This window comes from Verrucosispora sp. WMMA2044 (genome assembly GCF_027497155.1).
Taxonomy (GTDB): domain Bacteria; phylum Actinomycetota; class Actinomycetes; order Mycobacteriales; family Micromonosporaceae; genus Micromonospora; species Micromonospora palythoicola.
Genome location: NZ_CP114913.1, coordinates 4,295,840 through 4,321,915 on the forward strand (window position 1 = coordinate 4,295,840; position 26,076 = coordinate 4,321,915).

The following is a 26,076-nucleotide window of genomic DNA, read 5'->3' on the forward strand; positions in this document are numbered from 1 at the left end:
CTACCCTGGAGGACCATGGACAGGATCGCCATCATCGGCTGCGGCGGCAGCGGCAAGTCGACGATTGCCCGGCAGCTCGCCCAGATCCTCGACGCGCCGCTGACCCACCTCGACGCGATCTTCTACGACGAGCAGTGGAACCCGCTGCCCCAGGAAGAGTTCGCCGCCAAGCAGGAAAAACTTGTCACCGGCGAGCGCTGGATCATCGAAGGCAACTACGCCGGCACCCTGCCGATCCGGCTGGCCGCCGCCGACACCGTGATCTTCCTCGACCTTTTCGCCGCCACCTGCCTCTGGGGCATCGCCCAGCGACGCCGACGCTACCGGGGTGGCCAGCACCAGGCCGACGGCGTCTACGACCGGATCACCTGGAACTTCGTCCGGTACATCCTCAGCTACCGACGCACCATGCGACCCCGCGTCCAGACCCTCATCCAAGAACACGGGCCACACATCCGACTGATCTCGCTCACCAGCCGCCGCCAAGCCAACCAACTGATCGAACGGTTACGACAACAAGCCCAGCCGATGACCTGACCGCTTCGGCGTGGGAGACGACGACCCATGTCGGCTAACCCGTTCCTTGATCCAGATCTGGTTCGCGGTGACCTCTACCGTTCCAGCCACCGGCTCGCAGAACGCACCCGAGCATTACGCGAAGCCAAGATCGCCGGGCGGGACGCCGTAGGAGTCATCGTCGACCTGGTCGCTCAGCGCACCCCACCTGGCGCGGTCGTGCTCGACATCGGCTGCGGACGCGGCACCACCACCCTCCGCATCTCCGCACGTCTCCGCCCCCGACGTCTCATCGCTGTCGACGCCTCGGCCGCGCTGGTGGCCACCGTCCGTACCCGGCTGGCCGAGGCCAGCGGAACCGGCTCGACGGTCTGCGCCGACTTCCACCACCTGCCGCTGCCCGATGCGGTGGCCGACGCGGCGGTAGCCGCGTTCTGCCTCTACCACTCGCCCACGCCGGTCGACGCGGTCGCGGAGATCGCCCGCTGCCTCCGCCCCGGAGGCGTCGCCGTCCTGGCGACCAAGTCGCTGGACAGCTACGCCGAACTCGACCAGCTCGTCCAAACCGCCGACCTCGACCCCGACGCCGTCCGCCGGCCGGGCCTCTACGAGAGCTTCCACAGCCGCAACCTGCTCGACATCGCAGCCACCCACCTCACGGTGCTCGACGTTCTGCATGAGGAACACCTCTTCGAATTCAAGGATGTCGGGCACCTCGCCCGATACCTCGCCACGACCCCGAAGTACCAGATCCGCCTCGCCGGTGCGCCGGCCGAGCTCGCCGCGATCCTCCGGGAACGACTACCGGCACCGCCATACCTGACCCGGTCCACCGTCAGCTACGCCCTGGCAGCACGACCGTGACCAGCAGCCTCTTCATCAAGCGGTACGACGACCCACAGCGATGCTCTGCAGCGGCGGCCCACCATGGCTGGCTCACCGAGCTGGATTCCGGCGTGCGCCTCCCGCGCCTGGTCACGCGGACCAGTCGCCACCTGGTCTTCGAACGGCTACCGGGCCGGACACCCGAAGTGGCGGACCTGCCCCGCGTGGCGGCCACACTCGGCCGGCTGCACCACACCGCCCACCGGCGAGAGCTGCACACCGCCCGCCTCGACCAAGACCACGTCACGGTGACGGGGCCGATGCTCCCCCACTTCGCCGGCCCGCGTCGGCAGGCGCTGCACCGTGCCGCCCACATCACTGGCATCGACCTGACCACGGTCGACACCGTCCTCGATCGGGTTGACCAAGCCGTGGCCTTCTACAAGGACCCAAACGTCCGCAACTACCTCATCGAGGGAGAAGACGTGGCCGTCGTCGACTTCGACGGCCTCACTCTCGCCCCCTTCGGCTACGACCTAGCCGGACTACTCGTCACCGCCTCCATGACGTACGGCCGCCTCGACCAATCCACCCTGACGGACTGCGTCGACGCCTATCGGACCGCCATCGCCCCGAACCGGTGCGACCTTGACGAGCTGCGGCAGTACGCCGAACTACACCACCTCTTGACGCTCCGGTACCTCGGCACCAACGGCTACCGACACCCCTGGCCCACCGTCCGGCCCTGGCCCAACCCGTTCGCTCCAGCCTGACAACCCCGAAGGAGCCCCGCCGATGGCCTCAACCACCGAACTCGTCATCGCCCGCCACGGCGAGGCCGCCTGCAACGTCGCCGGGATCGTAGGCGGCGAACACGGCTGCACCGGCCTGACCGACCGGGGACGCCACCAGGTCACCCGACTCGCTGCCCGGCTGGCCACCGAGCACGCAGCCCGACCGTACGCGGTCTTCTACTCCACGCCCCGGCTTCGGGTAGTCCAGACCGCTGAGGTCATCACCCAGGCCCTTCGCCTACCGTCCACCGTCGAGCCGGAACTTCGCGGGCCTGACCACGGCGACGCTGATGGCCGCCCTTGGGCGGACGTCAAGACCGCCTTTCAGGGCCCGCCCCAACACGCCCCCGACGTCCCGTACGCCAACGGGTCCGAAACCTGGAACCAATACCTCGACCGGGCAACCGAAGCGCTGCAGCGAATCCTCGCCCGGCACGAGGGCGAGCGAATCCTCATCGCCGCCCACGGCGAGACCATCGAGGCCGCCAACAACCTACTCCTCACACTCCCCCGAAACGCCTGCCTGCGGCTCGGCTTCGTCACCAACCACGCCTCGGTCACCCGATGGCAGCGACCAACCAACCGGTTCGGCCGCACCATCTGGCAACTCGCCGCCCACAACGACACCCACCACCTCGAAACCGGGCGATGAACAGCGCCGACCTCCTCCAACTCTGCCGACGCCTCCTCGACACCGACGCAGTACCCGTCGCCTGGCACCCAGGCCACGCGGGCACCCACGTACTCCGCGCCACGACCGCCATGGACGGCGAGGTGATCGTCAAACCACACCGCAGCCATGAACGGCACACGCAGGAGGTACACGCCTACCGGAGGTGGGTTCCAGCCCTTGGCGACCGGGCACCCCGCCTACTCGCGACAGCAGACGATCCGCCCGCGATCGTCATCACCGCCGTGCCGGGAGCCCCACTCAACCAGCGAAGACTCGACCCCGAGGCCGAGCAGGACGCCTACCGCCAGGCGGGGCGACTACTCAAGACGCTCCATGTCGCCGGACCGCCGAGACTGGAGCCGGACTGGACAGCCTGGCTCGCCCAACGCGCCGAGTACTGGATCCACCAAGCCGGAGACCACATCACGCCCGACGCCCGCGCCGAGGTACGCGCCCACATGCGGGCCCTCCAAGACCTCGCAGCCCTGCCCGCCGTGCCGTGCCACCTCGACTTCATGCCCCGCAACATGATCTACGGCGACGACGGCATCGTGCGCCTGATCGACTTCGAGCACAGCCGCTACGACCTACCTGCCCGCGACCTCGTACGCCTCGCCACCCGCATCTGGCCCATCCGCCCCGACCTGCGCGACGGCTTCCTCCATGAGTACGGCCAGCTCAGCGCAGCCGACCACGAAGTGCTGGAGCACTGTGCCTACCTCGACGCGCTGACCCGGCACAGGCAGCAGCCACGGCGATGAGCCAGCGCCCCGCATGCGCGACGTCGGCAAGTAGGGGCACACTTGGGGCGTGACGGTTCGCACCGCGAACGGCCCCTGCTATTCACTGATGTTCGCCTCGGGGAATAGCTGTGCCATGTACGGCGTGTAAAGCCCGTGACGCTCAAGATCAAAACTGGTAAGCGGCTGTCCTTCCAGTATGGGCCGCCAACGCCCGTACATCCACATCATCACCGTGGACCGATCGCCGTCACGCTGGAGAGCAAAGCCCTCTCTGCAGGTCATTCCCGCGGCACAGACAGCGAATCCCGGACCAGTAGTCAGTGCACCCTCCTGCATGATCAAATGTTCCGCCCCCACCGTCACCAGCACCAAGTCGCCCGAGGCAGCCACGGCACCCGAGAGGCGCTCCACATAGACGCCGGTGAAGTAAGTGACCGCTTCCGACCGCACCGGGTCCATGTCGGGGAGCTCGAAAGTGTCTACATGCTCGACGACACGGGTGAACGTGTAGGACGGGTCCACGGGAAAGCGCTCTTGCCAGACCACTATCAGACTGTTGCCAGTAGCGTCATAGATAGCGCCGTCGATTGAGTTGATGTCACCACCAGGTAGCTCCGCCGCACTCACCTGCTGGCGTGCAACGATGTCCCAGGTGAACAGTCCCAGGTCGCTGACCAACAGAAGCCTCGACCGGTCGGGAGACAGGACCGACATGCGGATACCGTAGTCAGGGGCGACGACAACCGGCTCTGTCCCGGGTCGCCAGATTAACCAGTAGCTGAACGACGACGCGACGATCGCGTCGTCCGCAGTGAAGTAGACCTGATTGACCGGATCCGGCGCCCCGCCCCCGAGTTCGCTTTCTGGCAGTAACGGATGCAGGTCCGCCGCTGTCATCTGCGCAGTCACCTCACCGGTCCGCGTGTCCAGCACGGTGATGCCGCCACCGCCGACTGCGAGCCGATCACCGCTCGAGCTGAAACCGACGTCGAAGAAACCGACGTCGAAAAAATCGGCCCGCACCGAGGTGATGTGCTGCTGGCCCGGGACGTTCCACAAGGAGAGCTCGCCGTTGTCGTCGGCGGCCGCGAGGATCTCGCCATCTGGCGACAACGCCCGCAGCCTTGAATCAGGCGGTAGCAGGATCTCGCCAATCTGATTGCGCGAGACCAGGTCCCAGGCGGTTACGCGGTTTGCTGGATAGCCCACGACCGCCGTAGTGCCGGCGACGTCCACATCCACCCGTTCCAGGTCTGCGACGGACGCGCCAGCCTCAGGGAGCACGAGGTCGAGCACTTCCTTGAGTGCTTCGGCAACGGCGGGTCGATCCGCCTGCCGTTCGATGGACTTCCCATCTGGCTGACTTTTCTCAGTACATCCAGCGAGCACGAGGATACCCACGATTGCGCCTGCCGCGGGCGCCCTCATTTGAACGTCTCCGGTCTCGCTGGCGCAACTTGCCCGTCCTGGTACTGATACAGCCGCTCGTACCGGCCGAAGTCCCGAACCAGTTCGGTCGCCCCAGCACCGTCCGCGTACCCCGAGACCGACAGCCGTCGTCCTTCGGTGTCCACCGCTATCCGCTCCGTTCGGTCTCCGTCGTTCGCCGTCACTTCCAAAGTCACCGTGCAGTGGTGCAGGTTCGTACGTAGTTCGACCACAACCACGACCTGCTCGTCTTTGCTCAGCGAGATCGAGTTCTCCTGGAAGTAGTCGCTACCAAGGGATTTCGCATCCGCCGCCCGAGGGTCCGGCTGGTCCAGATCGAAAACGATCCGGGGATTCTTCTGCGGGCCACCGCCTGGGTTCGGTCCATAGACCAAGGCACCGCTGAGCGGCTTACCACAGACCGGGTTGCTCTCCAGGCCCGTGATGGTGGTGCCGGCTCTGCGCTGGCCCTGGATCAAGATCGATACGGAGAGCGCTAGTGGATCCACGCCGCCGCGCTCCCGGATACCCTTATGGTCCCGGCTCTCGATCGCGGCAGCGAGGGAGTTCAAATCAGCGCCACCGAACTCCTGCGGCTCGGCAAACAACCAGTCGAATCCAGCGGGACGGGTTCGATCCACACTGAGCAGCCGTGCCTTGACCGGCGGCCCGTGCTCTGCCGACTCGAGCCTGTTTCCGGCTACCTGGGCGATGACGGCAGCCGCCGTCGGCAGGACTAGGAGGGTGACGGCGGCGACGACTTTCGGGCGATGGTCTCGCCATACCCGCCGCCACCAAGTACCGATACGAAACCGACGCTTGCGCGTCTGCTTGCTCACGAGGAGCTATGCTCTCGACACTCACTGCATGGTCACATCCGTCAGACCGGCACCATAGAGCCACGACCCTCCACAGCCGAGTGGGACTATCGGGCTACGGAACTTATTCGAGCATCGACACGACGTCGATCTGTGCTACTCGCCAGTGGGCGAACGACTCTGGCGAACCTGCCCTATGCCGAGAGCAGAGCCTCCTCGTTTGAGGTGATGAACTCTTTCAGCGCATCCGGCTTGAGATCCATCGCAGGCAGCTCGTCGATCGACACTCGATCGAGCTGGTAGCCACCACGCGACGGATCAGCGAACTCCTGCCCCGTACGGGCGTCCTCGTTGAGCTGAATCAGCCGGCAGGCAAAGAAGTGCTGGACGGAAACGCCCTCACCAGCGGGAGCGGTGAACAGGAGCACCTGGACGAAGCGGTCGGCCTCGGCACCGAGCTCCTCGTGCAACTCCCGGCGAAGGGCAGCCTCCAGGGAGACATCCGTCGACTCCACGCCACCGCCCGGCGTCGTCCAGTACGGCGCCTGGCCGGACTTGATCCGCTTGATCAGCACGAGACGGTCGTCCTCATCCAGAAGAATGGCCCGCACCGACCTACGCACGATCCGACGCACAACCAGCCCCCATCCACGCCCGAGACGCACTGGCAGCAACGCACCCCGTTGATCTATGGGTCTGTCCGCTGGCACCGCACCGCGTCCCACCGGCACCCTCCCCGTCCAACGGCTCCCGAGCACCCACCGAGCGACCACCCACCACCGGCGTACGCGAAAAAGGCCCCGACCGGCAGAGTTCTACCAGGTCAGGGCCTTGCTCGTTGGTGCGCCGCCAGGGACTCGAACCCCGAACCCGCGGATTAAGAGTCCGCTGCTCTGCCAGTTGAGCTAGCGGCGCTCGCTGACAACGGGGGAAACACTAGCACGCGGCCCGAACCGGGTTCCAATCCGATCCCGGGCTCACCCCTTCGGTCGAGCTTATCGGACATTAGCCAAAAATCCCTCGCAAAGTGTGGGACCGGGGTGATGCCGGGCGGCAGCGGTACGGCACGATGTCCGCCAGGTGCGCAACGGCAGGGGTGGGGATGGGCAGGTTCGCGCGGACCGGGGCGCTGTTGGGCGGCTTGGGGCTGGTGGCGTCGCTGGCATTGTCGGGCTGCGGCGAGGAACGTGCGGTGGCCGAGTTCGTACCCGGTCAGACACCCGGTGCGACCGGCACCGCGACGCCGGGCACACCGGAGGTGCCGAGTGGTCCGCCGCTGACGGTGAGCCCGGCCGACGGGTCGAAGAACCGGCCGGTCAGCGTGGAGATCGGCGCGAAGCTGCCGGACGGCGGCGAAGTGTCGCAGGTCACCCTCAAGACCAAGGACGGCAAGACGGTCAAGGGCAGACTGCGTACGGACGGGTCGTCCTGGGTGCCGTCGGCTCCGCTGAAGTGGTCCACCCGTTACACCGCCACCGTCTCCGCGAAGGGGCCGGACGGCGCGGTGAGCGAGGGCACCAGCACGTTCACCACGATGGCCAAGCCGGGTTCGATGATCACCTCCGGGTTGTACCTGTTCGACGACCGGACGTACGGGGTGGCGATGCCGGTGGTGGCGGAGTTCCACCCGGGCATCCCGGCCAAGGACCGGGCGAAGGTGCAGAAGCGGATGTTCGTGCAGACCGACCCGCCGCAGCCGGGTGCCTGGCACTGGGTGAGCAACGGCACGCAGGCGTACTACCGGGCACCGGAGTACTGGAAGGCCGGTACCAAGCTGACCGTACGCATCGCCCTGGCCGGCATCCCGCTGAGCAACGGCAGGTACGGCAACGTCGACCGCAGCGCCACCGCGAAGATCGGCTCGGCCTTCGAGATGAAGGTGACCAACTCGGACAAGCAGATGCGGGTGTACGAGGACGGGCAGCTGGTCAAGACGTTGCCGGTCAGCCTGGGTAAGAAGAAGACCCCCTCGTCCAGCGGCACGCTCGTGGTGATGGAGAAGAAGGAAGCGACAGTCTTCGACACGATGGACGACCCCGATCCGGAGAACCGGTACGTCACCGACATCGAGTTCGCCCAGCGGCTCACCTGGGGCGGCGAGTACATCCACGCGGCACCCTGGTCGGAGAACGTCCAGGGGCGGCAGAATGTCTCCCACGGCTGCGTGAACGTCTCGATGGCGAACGCCCGCTGGCTCTTCCAACGCACGAAGATCGGTGATCCGATCACCATCACCGGCACCGAACGCAAGCTGGCGGCGGGCAACGGGTGGACGGCATGGAACCTGAGCTGGTCGGAGTTCGTCAAGGGCAGTGCGCTGCCGGTTCCGGACGGTGGTGCCGGTCCGGCCGTGTGAGCGGACGAAATATGTAACTATCCGGACATCCCGCTCCACGTGTTTCGGTTCACTGGGCGCAACGGGTACGTGAACTGGTGCGTCAGTGATGTGGACGGGACACGGACCACGACTGTGAGGACACCATGCGGATTCGGGACCAGCGCAACCGGAGGCGGGGGGTGCTCGCCGCGGGCCTGCTCGTCGTGACGTTGGCACTGACCTCCGCCTGCACCGGCGGTAAGGGCGGCGACAAGGGGCCGGGTTGGCAGGACGGTGCCGACCAGCCGGCCGCGAAGGCGTCGGTGAGCATCAGCGAGCCGGCGGCGGACGCCAAGGACGTGCCGGCGTCGGCGGCGATCGCCTTCGCCGCCGAGCAGGCCGAGGACGTCACGGTCGAGCTGACCGACGCCGAGGGCGAGTCGGTCGAGGGCGAGCTCGCCGCCGACGGCCGCAGTTGGCTGCCGGCGGGGGCGTTGACCTACGGCGCGTCGTACACCGTCACCGTCACGGCGACCGGCGACGACGGCCTGCCGGCGACGGCGACCAGCGCCTTCACCGTGATGGAGAAGCCGGAGAAGCAGGTACGCATCAGCAGTTTCCTCGGCGACGACCAGACGGTCGGGGTGGCCATGCCGCTGATCGTCAAGTTCGGCCGGGACATTCCGGAGAAGTACCGCGCCGACCTGCAACGCCGGATGACGGTGACCTCGGAGCCGGCCCAGGAGGGCATCTGGCACTGGGTGAGCCCCACCGAGATCCGCTACCGGCCGAAGGAGTTCTGGCAGGCCGGCAGCAAGGTGTCGTACCGGGTGCAGGCCGGCGGGCTGCCGCTTGGCGACGGCTGGTACGGCCGGGCCGACCTAACCGTCGACATCGCCATCGGACCGAAGCTGCTGATGACGGTGGACAACCGGACCAAGCGGATGACCGTCACCAAGAACGGCGAGAAGATCAAGACCATTCCGGTGAGCCTGGGCAAGAAGAGCACCCCGTCCTCCAGCGGCACGATGGTGGTGATGGAGAAGCTGCGCAAGACGGTCTTCGACACCTACGACGAATTGGGCCCCGAGGAGGGGTACCGGACGAAAATCGACTACGCGCAGCGGCTCACCTGGGGTGGCGAGTTCATCCACGCGGCACCCTGGTCGGAGGGGCAGCAGGGCACGACGAACGTCTCGCACGGCTGCGTGAACGTCTCGATGGCCAACGGCGCCTGGCTGTTCAAGAACACGAAGGTCGGTGACCCGATCGTCGTCAAGGGCACCGAACGCAAGCTCCAGCTCGGCAACGGCTGGACGGACTGGAACGTCAGCTGGGAGGAGTACGTCAAGGGCAGCGCCCTGCCGTACGAGCCGGCAGCCAACGACGAGACCGACCCGGACGTCGACGCGAGCGAGGCCCCTGGCGCCTGACCCGCACGCCGGCACCGGTGCCACGACATGCCGCAACCTGCGGCCTCCGTCGGTGGGCATACCGCGCCATGCCGCAACCGGGGGCGGCTGCTCCCCGCTGCGGGCCGACTGCCGGTCACCCCGAAAGCGTCAGGCCCCCTCCGTGGAGGGGGCCTGACCGTGGGGTGACTGATGGGAATTGAACCCACGACAACCGGGACCACAACCCGGTGCTCTGCCAACTGAGCTACAGCCACCATGCCGCCGCGCCCGGTCGATCGCCAGGGGCGGGTGCGGTGAAATCATACCCCCACCACGGCCGACCCCGTCCAGCGGGTTGCCGCCCGGGCCGCGAGGGCGCGCCGCGGCAGTCCGGGGCGTCAGAGTTCGCCGGCGATCGCCTTGGCGCTCTCCACGTCCGGCCCGGGCAGGGGCACGAAGATGGTGCGCCGGTAGTACTCCAGCTCGCGGATGCTCTCCCGGATGTCGGCCAGGGCCCGGTGCGCCAGGCCCTTCTGTGGCTGACCGAAGTACACGCGGGGATACCAGCGGCGGCACAGTTCCTTGATCGAGGAGACGTCGATCATCCGGTAGTGCAGGTGGGCGTCGAGGCGGGGCATGTCCCGGGCGATGAAGCCACGGTCGGTGGCGATCGAGTTGCCACACAGCGGGGCGGTGCGCGGATCCTTGACGTGGCGGGTGACGTAGTCGAGCACCCGCTCCTCCGCCTCGGCGAGGGTGATGGTGGAGCGACGTACCTCGTCGGTCAGCCCCGACTTGCCGTGCATCGTCCGGACGATCTCGGGCATCGCGTCCAGCGCGGCGTCGTCAGCGTGGATCACCACGTCGACGCCCTCACCGAGCACGTTGAGGTCGGGGTCGGTGACCAACGCGGCGACCTCGATCAGTTTGTCACCACCGAGGTCAAGCCCGGTCATCTCACAGTCGATCCAGACGAGAAGATCAGCCACCGGGACAGCCTACGCGCAGGCCAAGTCTCGTGGCTCCGCGCCGTCACGGTCACCGACCGCTAGGGTCTTCCCCGTGCCCGCCGAACCCGCCACACCACCCTGCGTCGACCTGGACGACCCGGGCAGCCGTACGGCCCGCCGGGTCGTCGGAGCACTGGCGTTGGCGGCGGTGCTCCCGGCTCTCTACCTGCCGGGACGCACCCACGACTTCTTCGACCTGAAGATCTACATGGCGGCCATGGACTGGTGGGCCGCCGGCAACCCGCTGTACGACTACGCGCAGCCGGACCGGGTGCAGGGTGAGTTGTTCTTCACCTATCCGCCGTTCGCCGCGCTGATCCTGCTGCCGTTCTCCTGGTTGAAGCTGGGCGCCACCGTAGCGATCTTCACCGGGTTGACCCTGCTCGGCGTGGTGGTCACCACGAAGTGGCTGCTCGATCCGGTGATCCGTCGGCACCGGCTACCTCACCTGTTCACCCTGGTGGTGGGCGTACTGTTCGTGCTCGGCGTGGAGAGCACCCGGGAGACGATCACCTTCGGGCAGATCAACATGCTGCTGGTGGTGCTGATCCTGGCCGACCTGCTGTTCGCCGTACCCCGCGACAGCCGCTGGGCCGGGGTGGGCATCGGGTTGGCGGCGGCGCTCAAGCTGTTCCCGGCCATCTTCGTGATCTACCTGCTGGCCACCCGGCGGTGGCGGGCGGCGGTGGTGGCCGGGGCGACCGCGGCCGGGGCGACCCTGCTCGCCGCGGCGGTGGCGCCCGGTGATTCATGGCGGTTCTGGACGCACGAGCTCTGGGCCACGGACCGGGTCGGCCGCACCGACTACACCGGCAACCAGTCGCTGTTCGGGCTGCTGAGCCGGCTGATCGCCCCAGAGGAGCCGAACCGGCTGCTCTGGCTGCTGCTGGTCGCGGTGGTCAGCGGGTACGGGTTGTGGCGGGCGGTGCGGGCGTCGCAGGCCGGGGACGCGCTGACCGGCCTGACGCTGACCGGCCTGGTGGCGGCGCTGATCAGCCCCATCACCTGGACACACCACATCTACTGGTTCATCCCGGCGGTGATGATCCTCGCCGACGCCGCCCTGGGCACCGACCCGCGCACCGTCGCGGGAGCCCGCCGACGCCGCCGGCTGGTGATCCTCGCCGTCAGCGTCACCTCGGTCATCGTGTACGGGGTGGTGTCCTTCTACGACTGGGGAATCACTCCGTCGCCCACCGGCAGCCCGTGGGAGTTCGTGCTTCGCAACGCGTACGTCTGGCTCTGCCTGGTGCTGCTCGTCGTCCTACCTGTGCGCGGCGGCGCCCGCTTGCCGAGTCGCCAGCCGACAAAGTCGGACACTCTTCCCGAGACTCCGATTACTCGGTAATCTGCCCCAGGGTCAGAAAACCCCACGAACACCGATATCCCCCGGTGAAGGGCGGCCCTCCGCGTCGGCAGCACGGAGGGCCGCCCGCCCCATCAGGTTGGTGGGGCGGGTGGGCGGAGGGGGTGGGGCGGGGACGAAGGGTCGGGGAGTTCGGCGAGGGTGGCCGGGCGGGGCACGGGGCCGATGGCGGGTCGGGTCGTGGTGGCCGGCACGGTGGCGGCGACCGGGACGAGTTGACGCTCCGGCAGCCTGCGAGGACCGGGTGGTGCCGGGGCTCCCAGGCCGCTGAGCGAGCTGATCCCGAGCCATCCGGCGAGCACCGGAACCTGGTCCGGCTCGACCACGAAGACCACCTCGCGCGGCCGGACCGGCCGCAGCAGCACCAACGCGGCGAGGATCACCAACAGCGTCCCGCCGGTGAGCGAGCCCCAGGTGGCCGGGGCGATCCAGCCGGCCCGCAGTTCCGCGCGCAGGTCGAGGGTCACCCCCGCCCCACCGTCGGGTCGCAACAGCACCAGACTCAACCGCTGCCCGGCCAGGTCGCCGGGGCTCCACTCGAGCACGCCGTGACCGGCGCGTACCCAGAAGGTCTGCGCGGCGGGTGCGGCCGGGACGGTGAGCGGTGTCCCCGCCGCCGGGGTCACCTGTTCCAGCCGGACCGGCAGCGGACCCCGGGCCAGCGGCATCCGGAGCACCGCGGCGTGCGGCGCGCCGGCCAGCCACCGCTGCACCTCCTCGGCCGGGGCCAGCCCGACGAAGGCCGGCCCGTCGGGAGTACGGGCGTCCAACCGCAGCCGCGCCTGCCCGCCCCGGGCGAACGGCACCTCCCGGCGTACCAGCGCGTCGAGGTCGGTCACCACCACCGCGTGGCCCGGCGTCTGCACGGTCTCGAAACGGGCGGTGAACGCCCCGTCGGGGCCAGCGTGACCGGTCAGCAGACCGAGCGCGGCCGCGCCGAGCAGCGCGGCGGTGCCGACGGTCAGCAGCAGCATTCCGGTAAGCGTCCACACGAAACGCATGCGCCCTGCTCCCCTCTGTAGCCAGACACCCGGCCGACCTTACCTACGCCGACCCGCCAATCAGCGGATATCCACGGCAGGGACGCCGAAAGCGGACAGGCCCACCGGGGATCACCCGGCGGGCCTGCGATGCGATGACGCCTCAGGGGGCTGGCGTCGCCGCCGTGCCGCTGGAACGCCGGGTGCGGGCGAAGGCCAGCCCACCGAGCACCAGCCCACCGAGGCCGGCGAGCAGTCCGGCGACGCCGAGGCCGACCGCCAGACCGTTGCCGTCCTCGTCGTCGCTGTCGTCTGACTGCGCCCCAGCGGGCGAGTCGGCCGGCGCCTCCGTCGGCGTGTCGGCGGCGGAGGCGGCGGTGAGGGTGAGCACCGGTGCCGGAGCTACCGGCTCCTCGCCACCGGGCTGCGGCTCGTCGATCCAGCGCACCACGGCACCGTCGGAGTAGGTCTGCAACGCCTTGAAGACCATCTGGTCGGTCTCGGGCAGCGGCCCCATGGACACGGGGAACTCCTGGAAGGTGCCGGGGGCGATGGCGGCTCCGTCACCGGCCGTCCAGGTGATCTTGGATACCACCTCGGTGATCTCGCTGCCGTGCACCTGCACCGGCGGGTCGACCTGCCGCTTCTCCACCGCCACCGACCAACCGGGCACCGGCATGGTCGACACCGAGCCGACCGGTGCGTTCTCCGGCAGGAAGATCTCCAGTTTGGTGGTGGACGCGGTGTCGCTCTCGTTCGGTACCCGGAACGCGAGCCGGCCGTAGCCGCCCTGGGTGGCCTCGCGCGGATTGACCGTGACGTGCGCGGAGGCCGGAGCCACGAAGCCGAACACGGCCGTGGCGACGGCGCCGAGCGTCAGGGCGGCAGCGGTGGCGGCGAAACGCCGGTGACGGAGCATCGATGGAACCTCTCTATCGGACGGGTACGGTGGCGGTCACCGTGGCCTGGTCGATCTCGGTGGTACGGGCGGTCACCCGCAGCTCCCAATCGCCCGCGGCGGGCAGACTGATCTCGCCGGTGGCGTGGTTGTCGGTGAGCGGTAGCAGGGGCACCTGGATCGGTTCGATGCCGGCCGCCGGCAGGGCGACCGTGACCTGCCACTCGACGACCGGCAGCGGCTGGTTGTCCAGCGTGTACGCGTACAGGTGCACTGAGTTGTTGCCCCGGCGGGCCGGCGACACCTCGATCTGCATGGAGTACAGCGAGCTGGTCGCGGTGGTGCTGAAGTAGCCGCTGTCGGCGGCGGACACGTCCGTGGAGACGCTGCGGGCGGGGGTCGTCTGGACCAGGGTGGCCGACACCCCCAGCACGATCGCGGTGATCGCCAGCTCAGCCCAGATCGCCCGGCGCACCGGAGCCGGCCGGCTCGCCGCGACCCGGGTGCGTACCAGGTGGCGGGAGTAGGCGGCCACCGCGATGACAAGCACGAAGAGGCCGATCTTGGCCAGCACCAGCCGCCCGTACGTGGTGTTCACCAGGGCCGCCGGGGTGGCCACCTCGATCAGCGCCTGGACGGTGCCGGCGAGCAGCAGCGCGGAGACCGCCAGGGCCGCCCACCGGGACCAGATCGGCAGGATCGCCCCCAGTTCCCGCTCGTCGGCGCGGGGCAGCAGGAACACCGCGAGCATCACCAGCCCGCCAAGCCAGACGGCCATGCCGCCCAGGTGCACCGTGTCGACGAGCACCGACACCGCCGGGGCCGGCGAGGCCGCCGGATGCCCGGCGATCGGCCAGGTGAACAGCGCTCCCACCGCGAGCACACCCAGGATCACCAGGTCCGTCCGGCCCACCGGGCCGGCCAGCAGCGGCCGGAGCAGCAACGCCACCGCGGCCAGCAGACCGAGCCGGACCAGGTGAGCGGCGCCGAAGGCGCTGCCGAGCACCAGGCTCAGCCCTTCGCCGGTGACGTCGAACACCCCGCCGCCGTTGGTGTAGGGCACCTGGAGCAGTACCGCCGCCACCGTGGCCAGCGCCACCAGACCGAGGCCGGTCCAGGCCAGCCGGGCCGGCCCGCGTCGGGACAGCCGGCGCGGCCAGAGCAGGGCGAGCACCAGCGCCGGCCCGATGGCCAGCAGCAGTCCGGCGTAGCCGAGGAACTTGGCGACCTTCACCGCGTTGCCGACCACCGGGTTGGCCTGGCCGTCGTCGCCGCTGTCCACCGGCGGCTCGGAGGGCGCGCCCACCGAATAGGTGAACGCGCCGGAGACCGGGTGGCTGTCGGCGGAGATCACCCGATAGGTGACCAGGTAGGTTCCGTTGCCGCGACCGGTGTCCACCGGGATGTTGACCACACTGCCGGCGAAGGTGGGCTCGCCCTGATCCGCGCGCGAACCGTCCGGAGCGATCACCCGGATCCGGTCCGGCACCTTGCGGACCGTCTCGCTGAAGGTGAGCACCACCTCGGCCGGCGCGGCAGGCACCACGGCCGAGGCGGCCGGGCTGCTGCTGGACAGCACGGCGTGGGCACTGGCCGGGCTGGCGGGGACGAGCAGCAGGGCCACGACGGCGACCAGGAGGCCGGCGGTCGCGGCCAGCCGGGCGAACCGGCGGCGATGGGCGGCAGTCATGCCGCCCATGGTCGCCGACGACACCCGTTCCAGGCGATCCAGGTCCATCGATTGACGCCGATCACCCATGATCGGGTACGGGCGCACGGACACCGGACCGGAGCTCATAGGCGGATAGTCGGTCACAACGCCGGAAAAGTTCCCGGAGTGGCGCACCCCATGGAAGGGCCGAAGGACCCTGCTGCTCGCCGTGCCGCCGCGTAACCTGGGTTGTCGTGATCCCCGCCCCGCGCGACACCTCCGCCACCGCCGACACCGGCACCGTCGGCCCGGGTCGCGCCGACGGCCGACCCCGGCGACCTGCCTGGACGCCGCGGCACGCCGAGCCCGACCCGACCGTCGACCCGGCCACCGGGTGGGCGCTGGCCGCCCGGGACGGCGACCCGGTCGCCCAGGCCACATTCGTCCGCACCACCCAGGCCGAGGTGTGGCGATTCGCCGCGGCGCTCGTCGATCCGGACAGCGCCGACGATCTCACCCAGGAGACCTACCTGCGGGCGTTCCGCGCGCTTCCCGCCTTCGCCGGCCGGTCCAGCGCCCGCACCTGGCTGCTCGGCATTGCCCGGCGGACCTGCGCCGACCACCTGCGCACGGTGGTGCGGCGGCGGCGACTGGATCAACGGCTCACCGCGCACGCGCACACCGACGTGCCGCACCCCGATCCGGCCGGTCAGCTCGGCGCGAGCGACCTGGTGCGCCGGTTGGCCCCCGAACGACGCGGGGCATTCGTCCTGACCCAGTTGCTCGGCCTGTCGTACGCCGAGGCCGCCGCTGTGGAGGGGGTGCCGGTGGGCACCATCCGCTCGCGGGTGGCACGGGCCCGGGCCGACCTGGTCGACGCCGTCGACGAGGCGTTGGCAGGGTGAACGCCAACCTGCGCACCTGGCGCCCCTGGCTCGGTCTCGCCGTCCGGCTCGGCCTGGCCGTCGTCTGGTTCTGGGCGGGCTGGTCGAAGGTCGGCGACCTGGCCGCCTCCGGCCGCGCGGTGAACGCCTACCAGGTGCTGCCGTACGACGTGGCGATGGTGATCGGCGCGGCACTGCCCTTCGTCGAGCTGGCGTTGGGTCTGCTGCTGCTGCTCGGGCTGGCCACCAGGCTGACCGCCGGGGTCTCCGCGGCCCTGCTGCTGGTCTTCATCGCCGGCATCGCCTCGGCCTGGTCGCGCGGGTTGGCCATCGACTGCGGCTGTTTCGGGGTGGGCGGCGAACTGCCGGCCGGAGAGAGCCCCAGTTATCTCCCGGAGATCCTCCGGGACATCGGCTTCCTGGCGTTGGCCGGGTTCCTGCTGATCTGGCCCCGCACCGCCGTCTCCGCCGACGGCGCGCTCGCGGGCGAACCGGTGGAGGACGACAATGAGTAGTCGCAAGGGACGCAAGGACGCGGCCCGGGTGGTCCGGGAACAGATGGCCCAGGAGCGACGTCGCAAGCGCACCCTGTGGATCTCCCTGAGCGCGGTGCTGGTGCTGGTCATCGCCGGCCTGATCGGCTGGAGCGTCTGGTCCAGCCAGCAGTCCGACGAGTTCACCGCACCGCCGGGCGCCAACGACGCGGGCACCGGCATCGTGGTCGGCTCCGGGCCGGTGACCATCGACATCTACGAGGACTACATCTGCCCGGCCTGTAAGCAGTTCGAACAGACCAGCGGTGCCACCATCGACCAGTTGGTCGCCGACGGCAAGGTACGGGTGGTCTACCACCCGGTGGCCTTCCTCGACCGGTACTCCAGCACCGACTACTCGACCCGGGCCTCGGCCGCGTCCGGCTGCGCCGCCGAGGGCGGCAAGTTCACCGAGTTCAGCGAGGCACTGTTCGAACGGCAGCCGCCGGAGGGCGGTGCCGGCCTCAGCAACGACGAGCTGATCGACATCGGGGCCGAGGTCGGGCTGGACCGCGACGCGTTCGCCAGCTGCGTCCGGGACGCCAAGTACCAGCCGTGGACCGAGCACGTCACCGCCGAGGCGAGCCAGGCCGACGTCACCGGCACGCCGACCATCCTGGTCGACGGCGAGCCGGTGCGGGAGTGGACGCCGGAGAACATCACCGCGGCGGTGGAGGCGGCCGGCCGGTGACCCTGCTCGCCCGGGCCGGGCTGCTGTTCGCCGGCACGATCACCGCGATCCTCGCCACCGCCGCCCCCGCCCTCGCCCACGGCGCGGACGCGCCGAACGGCACGGACTACCGGGTGACGGTCACCGCCGCCGGCCACCCGGACCTGCGGGTACGGGTCATCGAGGCGGGTGCCCGGCTGGAGCTGACGAACACCGGCGACACCCCGGTCGAGGTGATCGGCTACTCGGGTGAGCCGTACCTGCGGATCGGGCCGGACGGGGTCTACGAGAACTCCCGCTCACCCGCGACGTATCTCAACCGCACGCTCGTCGGTGACACCGCCCTGCCGGCCGAGGCCGACCCAGCCGCCGAGCCGCGCTGGCACCGTGTCGACGGCGGGACGACGGCCCGCTGGCACGACCAGCGAGCCCTGTGGCGCGAGGCGGAACCGCCCGCCCAGGTCCGCGCCGCGCCCGACCGTGAGCACCGGGTACGCGACTGGGTGGTCCCGCTACGCGGCGCGGACGGGCCGGCGGAGATCCGCGGCACCCTGGACTGGGTACCGCCGCCGGACGCGTACACCTGGTGGGTGGTGACCGTCGTCGGCGTGCTGGCGGTCGGTGCGCTCGGGGTGCTGCCGGCGGCCTCCGGCCCCGGCCGGCGGGCGCTCGTAGCCCTCGGCGGGCTGCTGATCGTCGGCGGGGCCACGGCGGTCGCGCTCGCGCTCGGGCGGACGCTCGACGCCGGGGCGCAGGGACCGGGCGCCGTGCTGGCCGGGCTGCTGACCGGTCCGGTGTGGACCCTGCTGACCGGCCTAGGGGCGATCGCCGCCGGGACGCGGGCGGCGACCGGCGGCGGCGCCTCGTCCGCCCGGTCCCACGTCGACTTCGTGGTGGCGCTGGCGGGCGTCTGTCTGGCGTTGTTCGCCGGGGTGACGAACATCGCCGGTTTCAGCCGGGCCGTGCTTCCGACGCCGTGGCCGCCGACCGTCGCCCGGGCACTCGTCGTCCTCGTCGTGGTGGCCGGTGCCGGTGCGCTGGCCGCCGCGCTGCTGCGCCTGCACACCGCCGCCCGCCGCCCGACCGCGACAACGGCCGCTACTCGCTGATCGGCGTGCGCCCGGTGGTGGGACGGAACGGGTAGGGCAGTTCGAGGCGGTGCCGGGCGAGTAGTTCCTCGTCGTCGAGCAGCACGGGTGTCGGCCCGTCGGCCACGATCCGCCCGGCGTCGAGGATGACCGAGCGGTCGCAGAGTTCGAACGCGTACGGCAGGTCGTGGGTGACCATCAGCAGGGTCACCGGCAGGGTACGCAGGATGCCGGCCAGTTCCCGCCGCGCCGCCGGGTCGAGGTTCGACGACGGCTCGTCGAGCACCAGGATCTCCGGCCGCATCGCCAGCACGGTGGCCACCGCCACCCGACGACGCTGGCCGAAGGAGAGGTGGTGCGGGGTCCGGTCACGATGCTCGGACATGCCCACCGCGGCCAGCGCCTCGTCCACCCGGGCGGCCAGTTCCGCCCCGCGCAACCCGAGGTTGGCCGGGCCGAACGCCACGTCCTCGGCAACCGTGGGCAGGAAGAGCTGGTCGTCCGGATCCTGGAAGACGATGCCCACCCGCCGACGGATCTCCGCAAGCGTCGCCCGGTTCGGGCCGACTGTCAGCCCACCGACCGCGATCTGCCCCTCGGTGGGCGTCAGAATGCCGTTGAGGTGCAGCACCAGCGTGGTCTTCCCGGCACCGTTGGGACCGAGCAGCGCGACCCGCTCGCCGCGCGCCACCGTCAGGTCGACGCCGTGCAGCGCGACGTGGCCGTCGGGGTAGGCGTACCGGACGCCACGGACGTCCAGGCTGGGCGGGGTGGGCTGCACGCTTCGATCATGTCAGGACGGCGGCCGTGGCGGCGACGGTGCCCGCCAGCACCGGAACGGTGGCCGCGATCAGCCACTGCCCGGTCGTTGCCGCCGCACCGCCCTGCCACACCGTGGGCATCCGACCGGTGTAGCCACGCGAGAGCATCGCCAGGTAGACCCGCTCGCCCCGCTCGAAGGCGCGCAGGAACAGCGCCCCGATGCCGGCGGCGAAGCCGCGCAGCTGCCACACGAAACGCGGATCGTCGCCCCGGGAGATCCGGGCGAGACGCATCCGCCGGGCCTCGCCGACCAGCACGTCGAGGTAGCGCAGCATGAAGGTGGCGATCTGGGTGACGATCTGCGGGCAGCGCAGCCGGTCCAGCCCCACGATCAGGTCACGGGTGGTGGTGGTCGCCGCCAGCAGCAGCGACGCCCAGACACCGAGGGTGCCCTTGGCGATGATGTTCCAGGCACCGTAGAGACCGTCGACCGACAGGTGCAGCCCGGCCACGTCCACCCGTTCACCCGCGCCGAGGAACGGCAGGGCGAAGGCGAACAGGACGAACGGCAACTCGATCGTCGACCGCAGCAGCAGCCAGCGGGCGTTGACCCGGGCCAGCGCCGCGACGACCGCGACCAGCAGGGCGTACGCGCCGAAGGCCCAGAGCGCCTCGCGGGGGGTGGCGACCACGGCGATGGTGAACGCCACCATCGCCGCGATCTTGACCTCCGGCGGGAGCCGGTGCACCGGTGAGTCGGTGGCCCGGTACAGCACGTGGGCGTGACCGGCCCCCACCTCGGCTACCCGCCGCTCGTGGTGGCCGGATCGGTGCGCTGCGCCCCGGTGGCGTTCTCCCCCGCCGGCTCCCGGCGGCGGACCAGCCAGAAGGCGCCGCCGGCCACGGCGAAGGTCAGCAGTACGCCCAGCACGCCGGAGAGCCCGGTGGAGAGAAAGTCGTTGTCGAGGCCCGCGATGCCGTAGTCGGCCAGCGGACCGCCGATCTCGTGCTCCTGCTCCTGCTGCGCCGGGCAACTGCCGCCGGTGATCTCGTCGTTGGCGTCGAAGGTGCAGCCCTCCCGCAGCGACGAGTCCAGTCCGTCCGGGTGCGACGAGGCGAAGTTGCTGACCACGCCGGCCAGCAGCAGGGCGACGAGGAGTCCGCCGACGATGAAACCCCACTTCCTCACCGGACACCTCCGACGGTCGGTACGGTCACCGGCGCGGCCGGCTTCAGGGCGCGCAGCGCGTACACCAGGTCGGGACGGACCTTCGCAACGGTGACCACAGTGGTCGCCGTGATCAGACCCTCGCCGATGCCGATGAACAGGTGGGACACGGCCATGGTGCCGGCCAGGCCGGCCAGGTTGCCGCCGAGATCGGTGGTGCCGCCGAGCTGGTACTGCAGCACGAAGCCCATCGCCGCGACGACCACGCTCACCAGCGCGGCGACGAAGGCGGTGACCGCCAACCCGGTCGGGGTGCGGGGCAGCACCCGCAGCAGCAGCGCGATCAGCAGGTACGCCACCGCGATGCCGATCACGGCCATGTTGGTGATGTTGAGGCCGAGCATGGCCACCCCACCGTCACCGAAGACGAGGGCCTGCACCACGAGCACCACCGCGACGCAGAGCGCGCCGACCCACGGCCCGACCAGCATCGCGGCGAGCGCACCGCCGAGCAGGTGGCCACTGACCCCGGCGGTGAAGATCGGAAAGTTGAGCATCTGCACGGCGAAGATGAACGCGGCGACCAGACCGGCCATCGGGGCCAGTCGGTCGTCCAGGTCCTGCCGGCCACGCATGACGCAGTACGCCATCGCCGCCAGTGCGACCACCGCGAAGACCGCGGCGACCGGACCGTTGATGATGCCGTTGGAGATGTGCATCGCCAGGGTTTCCACATGACCTCCACGGATCGGCGGACCCGTGCCCGCCGACAGGGGTGAGCGTATTTCCCGTACCACGCTGTTGCCAATACCTGGCAACAGTGCCGTACGCCTCGTCCGACGTGCCGCGCCGACCGGCTGGTCCAGCGCGGCGGTAGGGTCGTGCCATGACCGCTCCCGCCCGCCTCTCCCCCGGCGACCCGGCGCCCGGGTTCAGCCTGCCCACCGACACCGGCGGGCAGCTCACCCTGGCCGACCTGCGCGGTCGCAAGGTCGTGCTGTACGCCTACCCCGCCGCCATGACGCCCGGATGCACCAAGCAGGCCTGCGACTTCCGCGACTCGTTGGCCTCGTTGCAGGCCGCCGGATACGAGGTGGTGGGCATCTCACCGGACAAGCCGGAAAAGCTGGCGAAGTTCCGCGAGCGCGACGCGATCACCTTCCCGCTGGTGGCCGACGTCGACAAGTCGGTGCTGACCGCCTACGGCGCGTACGGCGAGAAGCAGATGTACGGCCGCACGGTCACCGGCGTGATCCGCTCCACCTTCATCATCGACGAGGAGGGCCGGATCGAGCGGGCGCTCTACAACGTGAAGGCCACCGGCCACGTCGCCAAGCTGCGCCGCGACCTCGGCCTGGACTGACTGCGCGCACCACACGAACACCGCCGCGAGGCAACGCCATAGACTCTCCAGGCAGGCGGGAGTGGCGTAACGGCAGCCGCGGTAGGTTTAGGTCCTATTGTCCGAAAGGACGTGGGGGTTCGAATCCCCCCTCCCGCACCACGACTCCCTGTCGGGAGCATCACGATCATCGGCATTCACTGTCGAACCCGGTCAGGATGAGGCAGTGAGTCTGCGCTTCGTCCTCGACCCCGAACTGACCGCTGACCTGCGCGAACGGATCGTCGCACTGTGGGTCGACGTGACGAACGCCGGCGGCGCGGTCGGCTTCGTGGCACCTGTCGACGCCATGGAGGTCCGCACCATCGCCGACCCGACGCTGGCCGCCATCGCGGACGGACCGGACCGGTTGCTGCTGGGCTACGACGGCGATCGGCTGGTCGCCATGGCGATCTTCACCGATCCCCGGTTCCACCTGAAGACGCACCTGCGGGTGCTCACCCGGGTGATGGTGCACCCCGACACCCAGGGACGTGGCTTCGGTGACGCGCTGATGCGCGAGGCCGAACGGGTGGCGCGCGGCCTCGGGCTGGCGGCGCTGCACGTCACCGTGCGGGACGGGTTCGGGCTCGACCGGTTCTACCGGCGGCTCGGGTACCACGAGGTGGGCCGCTGGCCCGGTGCGATCCGCGTCGCCCCCGGCGACGACCGCGACGAGATCCTGATGTGGCTCGACCTGACGGCAGCCCGGCAGGATCAACACACGAGCGGCTGACCGGCGCCGGCCGCAGCGTCAGTCGCAACCGGGCGAGGGCGCGGCGAGCGGCGCGGGTGCGAACGCTTCGACACCGGTCGGCGCCGCCGATGCGGTCGCGTCGGCCGTCATCGCGACCGACGGCGTCGGCCGGGCCGAGGCACGCGTCGACGCGCTGGGCGACGGCTTCGCACGCGCCGCCGGTGTCCTGGTGGCCGTGGCCGACCCGGCTGGACTGTCCCCGTACATCCGGACGGAGCTGCGCTGCACCTTGCCCGGCGCCATCCGGATGCCCGTCGCGGTGGCCCGGTGGCCCCGGGTGTCGGTGACCCGGATCTGGTACGGGCCGGGCCCGGCACCGGACTCGATCAGCCAGTAGTTGTAGCTCTCCCGCGCGGCCGCCCGCCACGGCCCCGAACTGCCCTGACGCACCTCGACCGAACGCAGCGGGTTGCCGTGGCCGGCGACCAGCACGGCGAACCACCACTGCGACGCGCCCTCCTTGATCCGGAAGGTGAGCGGACCGGACAGCGGCGGGTCGGCGACCAACCGGTAGCTGACGTCGACGATGCCCCGAACCGGATCCGCGATGCGGGCGAACGCCTCCCGGGACAGGTCGAGATGACCGGGTTCGCACTCGGGGCACTGGTCCATCACCATCACCCGTACGGTGCCCTTCGGCCCGGTCACCTCCAGGTACCCGCCGCACGCGGCACCGTCGGCGTACTCGGCGGGGCCGAGCGCGACGTAGCGGCGGTCGGCCGGGGCGGCCGGGTAGGAGCAGTTCCCACCCGCGCCCTTCGAGTCGTAGAAGGTCGCCTTCCCCTCGTGGCGGGTGCCGGCGGCGGGCGGGGCGAGTTGCGCAACGGCGGCCGGGAGTGCGACGGCCGGACGGGGCGGTGCGGCGCAGGCGGGTGCGGCGCCGGAGCGGAGCGCGAGGCTGAGCCCTACCACCGTGGCGAGGGTGGCCACCGCCCCGCCGACCAGCCACCGACGCGGCGCGGAACGCCGAGTCGACGAATGGCCGGCGGGGCCGTCGATTCCGTCGGTCACGTGCAGACATGCTGCCGGAGCGGCGACCGCCCGGACAAGCGAGCTAAGCCAAAGCTAAGACGAACTTGATCTCGACTGCGCGTGGGTGGTCAGCCGGCGCAGCGGCTCCACGGCGTCCGGGTGGCTGCGCAGCGCGTCCTCGATCCGGACCCGCCACACTCCGGCCTCGACCAGGTCGCGCCCGTCGTCGGGGGCCGAGCGCAGCCGGTCGCGCGTCTCCCGCAGCGACTGCGCCACGCCACCGCCGAGCAGCCGTTCCAGCTCACCGGCGATGCTGCGGAAACGCTCGTCGTCGGGTACCGCCCCGACCAGTGTCCGGGCCGCGTCCCATGCCACCCGGGGATGATGGATCACCGACATCTCAGACTCCCTTGGTCGAGGTCCGCCTCGGCCATCATCGATCCGCCGGCCGGCCGGCGGCAAGAGGTGTCCGCCGGTCGTCGTCGAGCCGTGTCCACCTGGTCAGTCGGACAGTTCCACCGGGTCACCGAGCCGCACCCGGCCCGACTCCAGCGGCACCAGGTTGAGTCCGAACAGGAGCTTGCGGTCGATGTTGCGGTGCCGGGCGAGGGTCCGCAACGGTTCCCGGCCGCGTACCCCGGTCTCCTGGTCGGTGGTGATGACCAGGCAGCGGGCCGACGGGCCGGCGGCGCGGAAACGGACGGCGCCGATGCGCAGCCCACGCCCGGCCCAGTCGTCCTCCGCCCAGGCGGGGGCACCGTCGAGCACCAGGTTGGGCCGGAAGCGGGTCATCGGCACCGGTTGCGCACCGTCCGCGACGAGCCAGTCGCCGAGGGCCGCCAGCGATGCCGTGCTGGTCAGCAGCACCGGGTACGCGTCGGCGAAGCTGACCTGATCCCCGGGGTCGTACTTCCGGTCGCCGCGTGGAATGTGCCGGGTCGGTCGAGCCAGTCGGACCAGCCGGACCGGTCGGTCGAGCACCGCACCGAACCAGGCGTCGGCGGCCGGGCCGGCGGGCAGCGCGTCGACCCGCAGCACCCGCCGCCGGAACGTCCGCACCGCCACCGGCGTGCCGTCGGTCGGCTCGGGCACCACCAGGTCCGGGTGACCGTCGGCGCGCAGCAGCAGCCCGTCGGGGCCAGGGCTGGCATGCACCCGGACCAGCGACGTGGCCTCGCGCTGGGTGACACCGATCCCCTCGGCGTCGACAAGCATCCAACGCCGGTCCTCGTCCAGCCCCCACGGCCGTACGTCGGCCGCGTCGTGGACGAGACCACGGCAACCCTTGACCGGATAGGTGGTGATCCCGCTCAGCCGCACCCGGTTACCATGCCACGCCGATGCCGTCGCCCGGGTACCAGTGGTTCGCCGGCGTCTCCCGGTAGGCGAGGAACCGCCGCCCGGTGCGTTCGGCGTGCTCGGCCAGCACGTTCGTGTGGGTGACGTTGTCGGTGAGCAGCACCGCGCCCGGGGCCAGCTTCGACTCGACGGCGGCGAACTCGCGCCGCTCGTAGGCGCGGCTGTGGTCGCTGTCGTGCAGGAACAGGTCGACCGGCCGGTCCAACGCGGTGATCGACTCGACCGAGTCGCCGATCACCAGGTCGATCACCTCCGACCAGGGTTCGGTGCGGGCGAGATAGCCGGCCTCGGGGTTGATGTCGATGGAACTGACCCGACCCGGATGCCCCTCGGCCGCGTTGCGCAGCAGCGCGGCGGCCAGCACGCAGCTGCCCAGTCCCTTGTCGACGCCGGTCTCGACGATGTGCTTCGGCCGCCGGGCCCGGACGATCGCGTACCAGCCGATCCGGCGGGCGTACCGCACCTGCCGGTCCGCCAGCCCACGACGGGCGGCGCCCGCGATGGCGGAGCTGATGTGCTGCCGCAGCGCGTCGTCGGACTCGATCTCGGCGAGGTACCCACGGACCTGCTTGACCGGCAGCTCGCAGACGACACTGACGAACCAGGCGAGATGGTGCCGACTGAGCTTGGTCAACTCGTACGTGTAGTTGTGATGCTCCCGCGAGGCGACCAACCAGCGGGCTGAGGTACGCAGCACCTTGGCGTCGTGCCGGGCGACGGCGACCAGGCGTTTCGGAAAGGCGGCGACGGGGGCGAGGCGGGTACGGGCGATCGCCCGACGCAGCTTGACGGCATCCACCGCTGCGTTCTACCAGATCAACGGAAACAGTGGGGTAACAAAGGGAAGTTGGTCGTACCGCCCATTCCACTGTGTTTCGGCTCTGCGACGGGTCGACACGCGAAAGCAACGACAGGGGAATGCGAGCCAGGGGTCGAAATCAGTAGCATCCTCATCATGCGCCAGGACCACGGGGACGTTCAAACCGATACGTCGCTTTCCGAGAGCCCACCGGCTGCGGCGTCGTCCGCCGACGAGCCGCCGACACTGGAGGCGCCGGCCGAGCGCCCGCGACGCCGTCGGCGGTGGTC

The 26,076-nt window shown here is 70.3% G+C and carries 28 protein-coding genes, 3 tRNA genes and 1 pseudogene; 15 read left to right on the top strand and 17 right to left on the bottom strand.

All coding sequences use genetic code 11. From position 1 onward, the window contains the following. Positions 1–15: 15 nt before the first annotated feature. Genes O3597_RS19490 through O3597_RS19510 form a run of 5 tightly spaced genes read left to right on the top strand, consistent with a single transcriptional unit; the run spans position 16 to position 3,569 of the window. Positions 16–537, top strand: coding sequence for a topology modulation protein (locus tag O3597_RS19490; protein WP_281601984.1), 522 nt, complete (start codon positions 16–18; stop codon positions 535–537). A gap of 27 nt (positions 538–564) precedes the next feature. After that, positions 565–1,380 (top strand): class I SAM-dependent methyltransferase, encoded by an 816-nt coding sequence (locus O3597_RS19495; protein ID WP_281601985.1) that lies wholly within the window; start codon positions 565–567, stop codon positions 1,378–1,380. Beyond that, positions 1,377–2,114 carry a phosphotransferase gene (locus O3597_RS19500; protein WP_281601986.1) on the top strand — a complete coding sequence of 246 codons (738 nt, stop codon included), beginning with the start codon at positions 1,377–1,379 and terminating at the stop codon, positions 2,112–2,114. Before O3597_RS19495 ends, O3597_RS19500 begins: the two co-directional genes overlap by 4 nt. Before the next feature lie 22 nt (positions 2,115–2,136). After that, positions 2,137–2,787 (top strand): histidine phosphatase family protein, encoded by a 651-nt coding sequence (locus tag O3597_RS19505; RefSeq protein WP_281601987.1) that lies wholly within the window; start codon positions 2,137–2,139, stop codon positions 2,785–2,787. After that, positions 2,784–3,569, top strand: a complete 786-nt coding sequence (locus tag O3597_RS19510) for an aminoglycoside phosphotransferase family protein (protein ID WP_281601988.1) — start codon at positions 2,784–2,786, stop codon at positions 3,567–3,569. Before O3597_RS19505 ends, O3597_RS19510 begins: the two co-directional genes overlap by 4 nt. A gap of 78 nt (positions 3,570–3,647) precedes the next feature. Here O3597_RS19510 and O3597_RS19515 read toward each other — a convergent pair whose 3' ends face one another. The 4 genes from O3597_RS19515 to O3597_RS19530 all read right to left on the bottom strand — a co-directional run bounded on the left by O3597_RS19515 (position 3,648) and on the right by O3597_RS19530 (position 6,712). Beyond that, positions 3,648–4,952, bottom strand: coding sequence for a WD40 repeat domain-containing protein (locus tag O3597_RS19515; protein WP_281601989.1), 1,305 nt, complete (start codon positions 4,950–4,952; stop codon positions 3,648–3,650). A gap of 23 nt (positions 4,953–4,975) precedes the next feature. Further along, positions 4,976–5,818 (bottom strand): hypothetical protein, encoded by an 843-nt coding sequence (locus tag O3597_RS19520; RefSeq protein ID WP_281601990.1) that lies wholly within the window; start codon positions 5,816–5,818, stop codon positions 4,976–4,978. A gap of 173 nt (positions 5,819–5,991) precedes the next feature. Then, positions 5,992–6,432, bottom strand: coding sequence for an NUDIX hydrolase (locus O3597_RS19525; RefSeq protein ID WP_281601991.1), 441 nt, complete (start codon positions 6,430–6,432; stop codon positions 5,992–5,994). Positions 6,433–6,636: 204 nt separating this feature from the next. Continuing rightward, positions 6,637–6,712 (bottom strand) — tRNA-Lys (locus O3597_RS19530). A 187-nt stretch (positions 6,713–6,899) separates the two neighbouring features. On the opposite strand from O3597_RS19530, the gene O3597_RS19535 reads away from it, so the two are divergent. Together O3597_RS19535 and O3597_RS19540 are read left to right on the top strand one after the other, a co-directional pair. Further along, positions 6,900–8,153, top strand: coding sequence for an Ig-like domain-containing protein (locus O3597_RS19535; protein ID WP_164445864.1), 1,254 nt, complete (start codon positions 6,900–6,902; stop codon positions 8,151–8,153). A 125-nt stretch (positions 8,154–8,278) separates the two neighbouring features. Next, positions 8,279–9,547, top strand: coding sequence for an Ig-like domain-containing protein (locus O3597_RS19540; protein ID WP_164445865.1), 1,269 nt, complete (start codon positions 8,279–8,281; stop codon positions 9,545–9,547). Positions 9,548–9,707: 160 nt separating this feature from the next. On the opposite strand, the gene O3597_RS19545 is transcribed toward O3597_RS19540, so the two are convergent. Continuing rightward, positions 9,708–9,783: transfer RNA gene (locus O3597_RS19545), tRNA-His, on the bottom strand. Between the two features lie 123 nt (positions 9,784–9,906). Continuing rightward, positions 9,907–10,497 carry an oligoribonuclease gene (gene orn, locus O3597_RS19550; RefSeq protein ID WP_281580216.1) on the bottom strand — a complete coding sequence of 197 codons (591 nt, stop codon included), beginning with the start codon at positions 10,495–10,497 and terminating at the stop codon, positions 9,907–9,909. Between the two features lie 73 nt (positions 10,498–10,570). Here orn and O3597_RS19555 point away from each other — a divergent pair, with 73 nt between their 5' ends. Next, positions 10,571–11,866 carry a glycosyltransferase family 87 protein gene (locus tag O3597_RS19555; protein ID WP_164445867.1) on the top strand — a complete coding sequence of 432 codons (1,296 nt, stop codon included), beginning with the start codon at positions 10,571–10,573 and terminating at the stop codon, positions 11,864–11,866. Positions 11,867–12,135: 269 nt separating this feature from the next. Here the strand turns inward: O3597_RS19555 and O3597_RS19560 are convergent. The 3 genes and pseudogenes from O3597_RS19560 to O3597_RS19570 form a co-directional block, all read right to left on the bottom strand. Continuing rightward, a pseudogene (locus tag O3597_RS19560) lies at positions 12,136–12,360 on the bottom strand (hypothetical protein); the annotation flags it as partial. A gap of 667 nt (positions 12,361–13,027) precedes the next feature. Next, positions 13,028–13,783 carry a YcnI family protein gene (locus O3597_RS19565; RefSeq protein WP_281601992.1) on the bottom strand — a complete coding sequence of 252 codons (756 nt, stop codon included), beginning with the start codon at positions 13,781–13,783 and terminating at the stop codon, positions 13,028–13,030. A 13-nt stretch (positions 13,784–13,796) separates the two neighbouring features. Then, positions 13,797–15,461 (bottom strand): copper resistance protein CopC, encoded by a 1,665-nt coding sequence (locus tag O3597_RS19570; RefSeq protein ID WP_281604591.1) that lies wholly within the window; start codon positions 15,459–15,461, stop codon positions 13,797–13,799. Positions 15,462–15,814: 353 nt separating this feature from the next. Here O3597_RS19570 and O3597_RS19575 point away from each other — a divergent pair, with 353 nt between their 5' ends. Genes O3597_RS19575 through O3597_RS19590 form a run of 4 tightly spaced genes read left to right on the top strand, consistent with a single transcriptional unit; the run spans position 15,815 to position 18,609 of the window. Beyond that, positions 15,815–16,318: a sigma-70 family RNA polymerase sigma factor gene (locus O3597_RS19575; protein ID WP_281604592.1), complete on the top strand. Its 504-nt coding sequence runs from the start codon at positions 15,815–15,817 to the stop codon at positions 16,316–16,318. After that, positions 16,315–16,812, top strand: coding sequence for a MauE/DoxX family redox-associated membrane protein (locus O3597_RS19580; protein WP_164445871.1), 498 nt, complete (start codon positions 16,315–16,317; stop codon positions 16,810–16,812). Before O3597_RS19575 ends, O3597_RS19580 begins: the two co-directional genes overlap by 4 nt. Continuing rightward, positions 16,805–17,521, top strand: coding sequence for a thioredoxin domain-containing protein (locus O3597_RS19585; protein ID WP_164445872.1), 717 nt, complete (start codon positions 16,805–16,807; stop codon positions 17,519–17,521). Before O3597_RS19580 ends, O3597_RS19585 begins: the two co-directional genes overlap by 8 nt. After that, the gene (locus tag O3597_RS19590; RefSeq protein ID WP_281601993.1) at positions 17,518–18,609 is read left to right on the top strand and encodes a hypothetical protein; all 1,092 of its coding nucleotides are present in this window, start codon (positions 17,518–17,520) and stop codon (positions 18,607–18,609) included. The genes O3597_RS19585 and O3597_RS19590 overlap by 4 nt, the downstream gene beginning before the upstream one ends. On the opposite strand, the gene O3597_RS19595 is transcribed toward O3597_RS19590, so the two are convergent. Genes O3597_RS19595 through O3597_RS19610 form a run of 4 tightly spaced genes read right to left on the bottom strand, consistent with a single transcriptional unit; the run spans position 18,599 to position 21,252 of the window. Continuing rightward, positions 18,599–19,369 (bottom strand): ABC transporter ATP-binding protein, encoded by a 771-nt coding sequence (locus O3597_RS19595; protein WP_281601994.1) that lies wholly within the window; start codon positions 19,367–19,369, stop codon positions 18,599–18,601. The genes O3597_RS19590 and O3597_RS19595 overlap by 11 nt on opposite strands. 7 nt (positions 19,370–19,376) lie before the next feature. Continuing rightward, complete coding sequence (gene cbiQ, locus O3597_RS19600) at positions 19,377–20,147, bottom strand: cobalt ECF transporter T component CbiQ (RefSeq protein ID WP_281601995.1); 771 nt, start codon at positions 20,145–20,147, stop codon at positions 19,377–19,379. 5 nt (positions 20,148–20,152) lie between these two features. Further along, positions 20,153–20,539 carry a PDGLE domain-containing protein gene (locus tag O3597_RS19605; protein WP_164445876.1) on the bottom strand — a complete coding sequence of 129 codons (387 nt, stop codon included), beginning with the start codon at positions 20,537–20,539 and terminating at the stop codon, positions 20,153–20,155. Beyond that, on the bottom strand, positions 20,536–21,252 hold the full coding sequence (locus O3597_RS19610; protein WP_164445877.1) for an energy-coupling factor ABC transporter permease: 717 nt from the start codon (positions 21,250–21,252) through the stop codon (positions 20,536–20,538). Before O3597_RS19610 ends, O3597_RS19605 begins: the two co-directional genes overlap by 4 nt. Positions 21,253–21,404: 152 nt before the next feature. Here O3597_RS19610 and bcp point away from each other — a divergent pair, with 152 nt between their 5' ends. The 3 genes from bcp (at position 21,405) to O3597_RS19625 (ending at position 22,635) form a co-directional block, all read left to right on the top strand. Continuing rightward, on the top strand, positions 21,405–21,881 hold the full coding sequence (gene bcp / locus O3597_RS19615; RefSeq protein WP_164445878.1) for a thioredoxin-dependent thiol peroxidase: 477 nt from the start codon (positions 21,405–21,407) through the stop codon (positions 21,879–21,881). A 55-nt stretch (positions 21,882–21,936) separates the two neighbouring features. Then, positions 21,937–22,022, top strand: a tRNA-Leu gene (locus O3597_RS19620). Positions 22,023–22,086: 64 nt separating this feature from the next. Continuing rightward, positions 22,087–22,635 (top strand): GNAT family N-acetyltransferase, encoded by a 549-nt coding sequence (locus O3597_RS19625; RefSeq protein ID WP_164445879.1) that lies wholly within the window; start codon positions 22,087–22,089, stop codon positions 22,633–22,635. A gap of 18 nt (positions 22,636–22,653) precedes the next feature. On the opposite strand, the gene O3597_RS19630 is transcribed toward O3597_RS19625, so the two are convergent. The 4 genes from O3597_RS19630 to O3597_RS19645 all read right to left on the bottom strand — a co-directional run bounded on the left by O3597_RS19630 (position 22,654) and on the right by O3597_RS19645 (position 25,786). Beyond that, a complete protein-coding gene (locus tag O3597_RS19630; RefSeq protein ID WP_281601996.1) occupies positions 22,654–23,667 on the bottom strand; it encodes an expansin EXLX1 family cellulose-binding protein in 1,014 nt (337 codons plus the stop codon). 54 nt (positions 23,668–23,721) lie between these two features. Continuing rightward, on the bottom strand, positions 23,722–24,027 hold the full coding sequence (locus tag O3597_RS19635; RefSeq protein ID WP_281601997.1) for a hypothetical protein: 306 nt from the start codon (positions 24,025–24,027) through the stop codon (positions 23,722–23,724). Positions 24,028–24,129: 102 nt separating this feature from the next. Then, positions 24,130–24,948 carry an MOSC N-terminal beta barrel domain-containing protein gene (locus tag O3597_RS19640; RefSeq protein ID WP_281601998.1) on the bottom strand — a complete coding sequence of 273 codons (819 nt, stop codon included), beginning with the start codon at positions 24,946–24,948 and terminating at the stop codon, positions 24,130–24,132. A 4-nt stretch (positions 24,949–24,952) separates the two neighbouring features. Beyond that, positions 24,953–25,786, bottom strand: a complete 834-nt coding sequence (locus O3597_RS19645) for a class I SAM-dependent methyltransferase (RefSeq protein ID WP_281601999.1) — start codon at positions 25,784–25,786, stop codon at positions 24,953–24,955. Positions 25,787–26,076 lie beyond the last annotated feature (290 nt).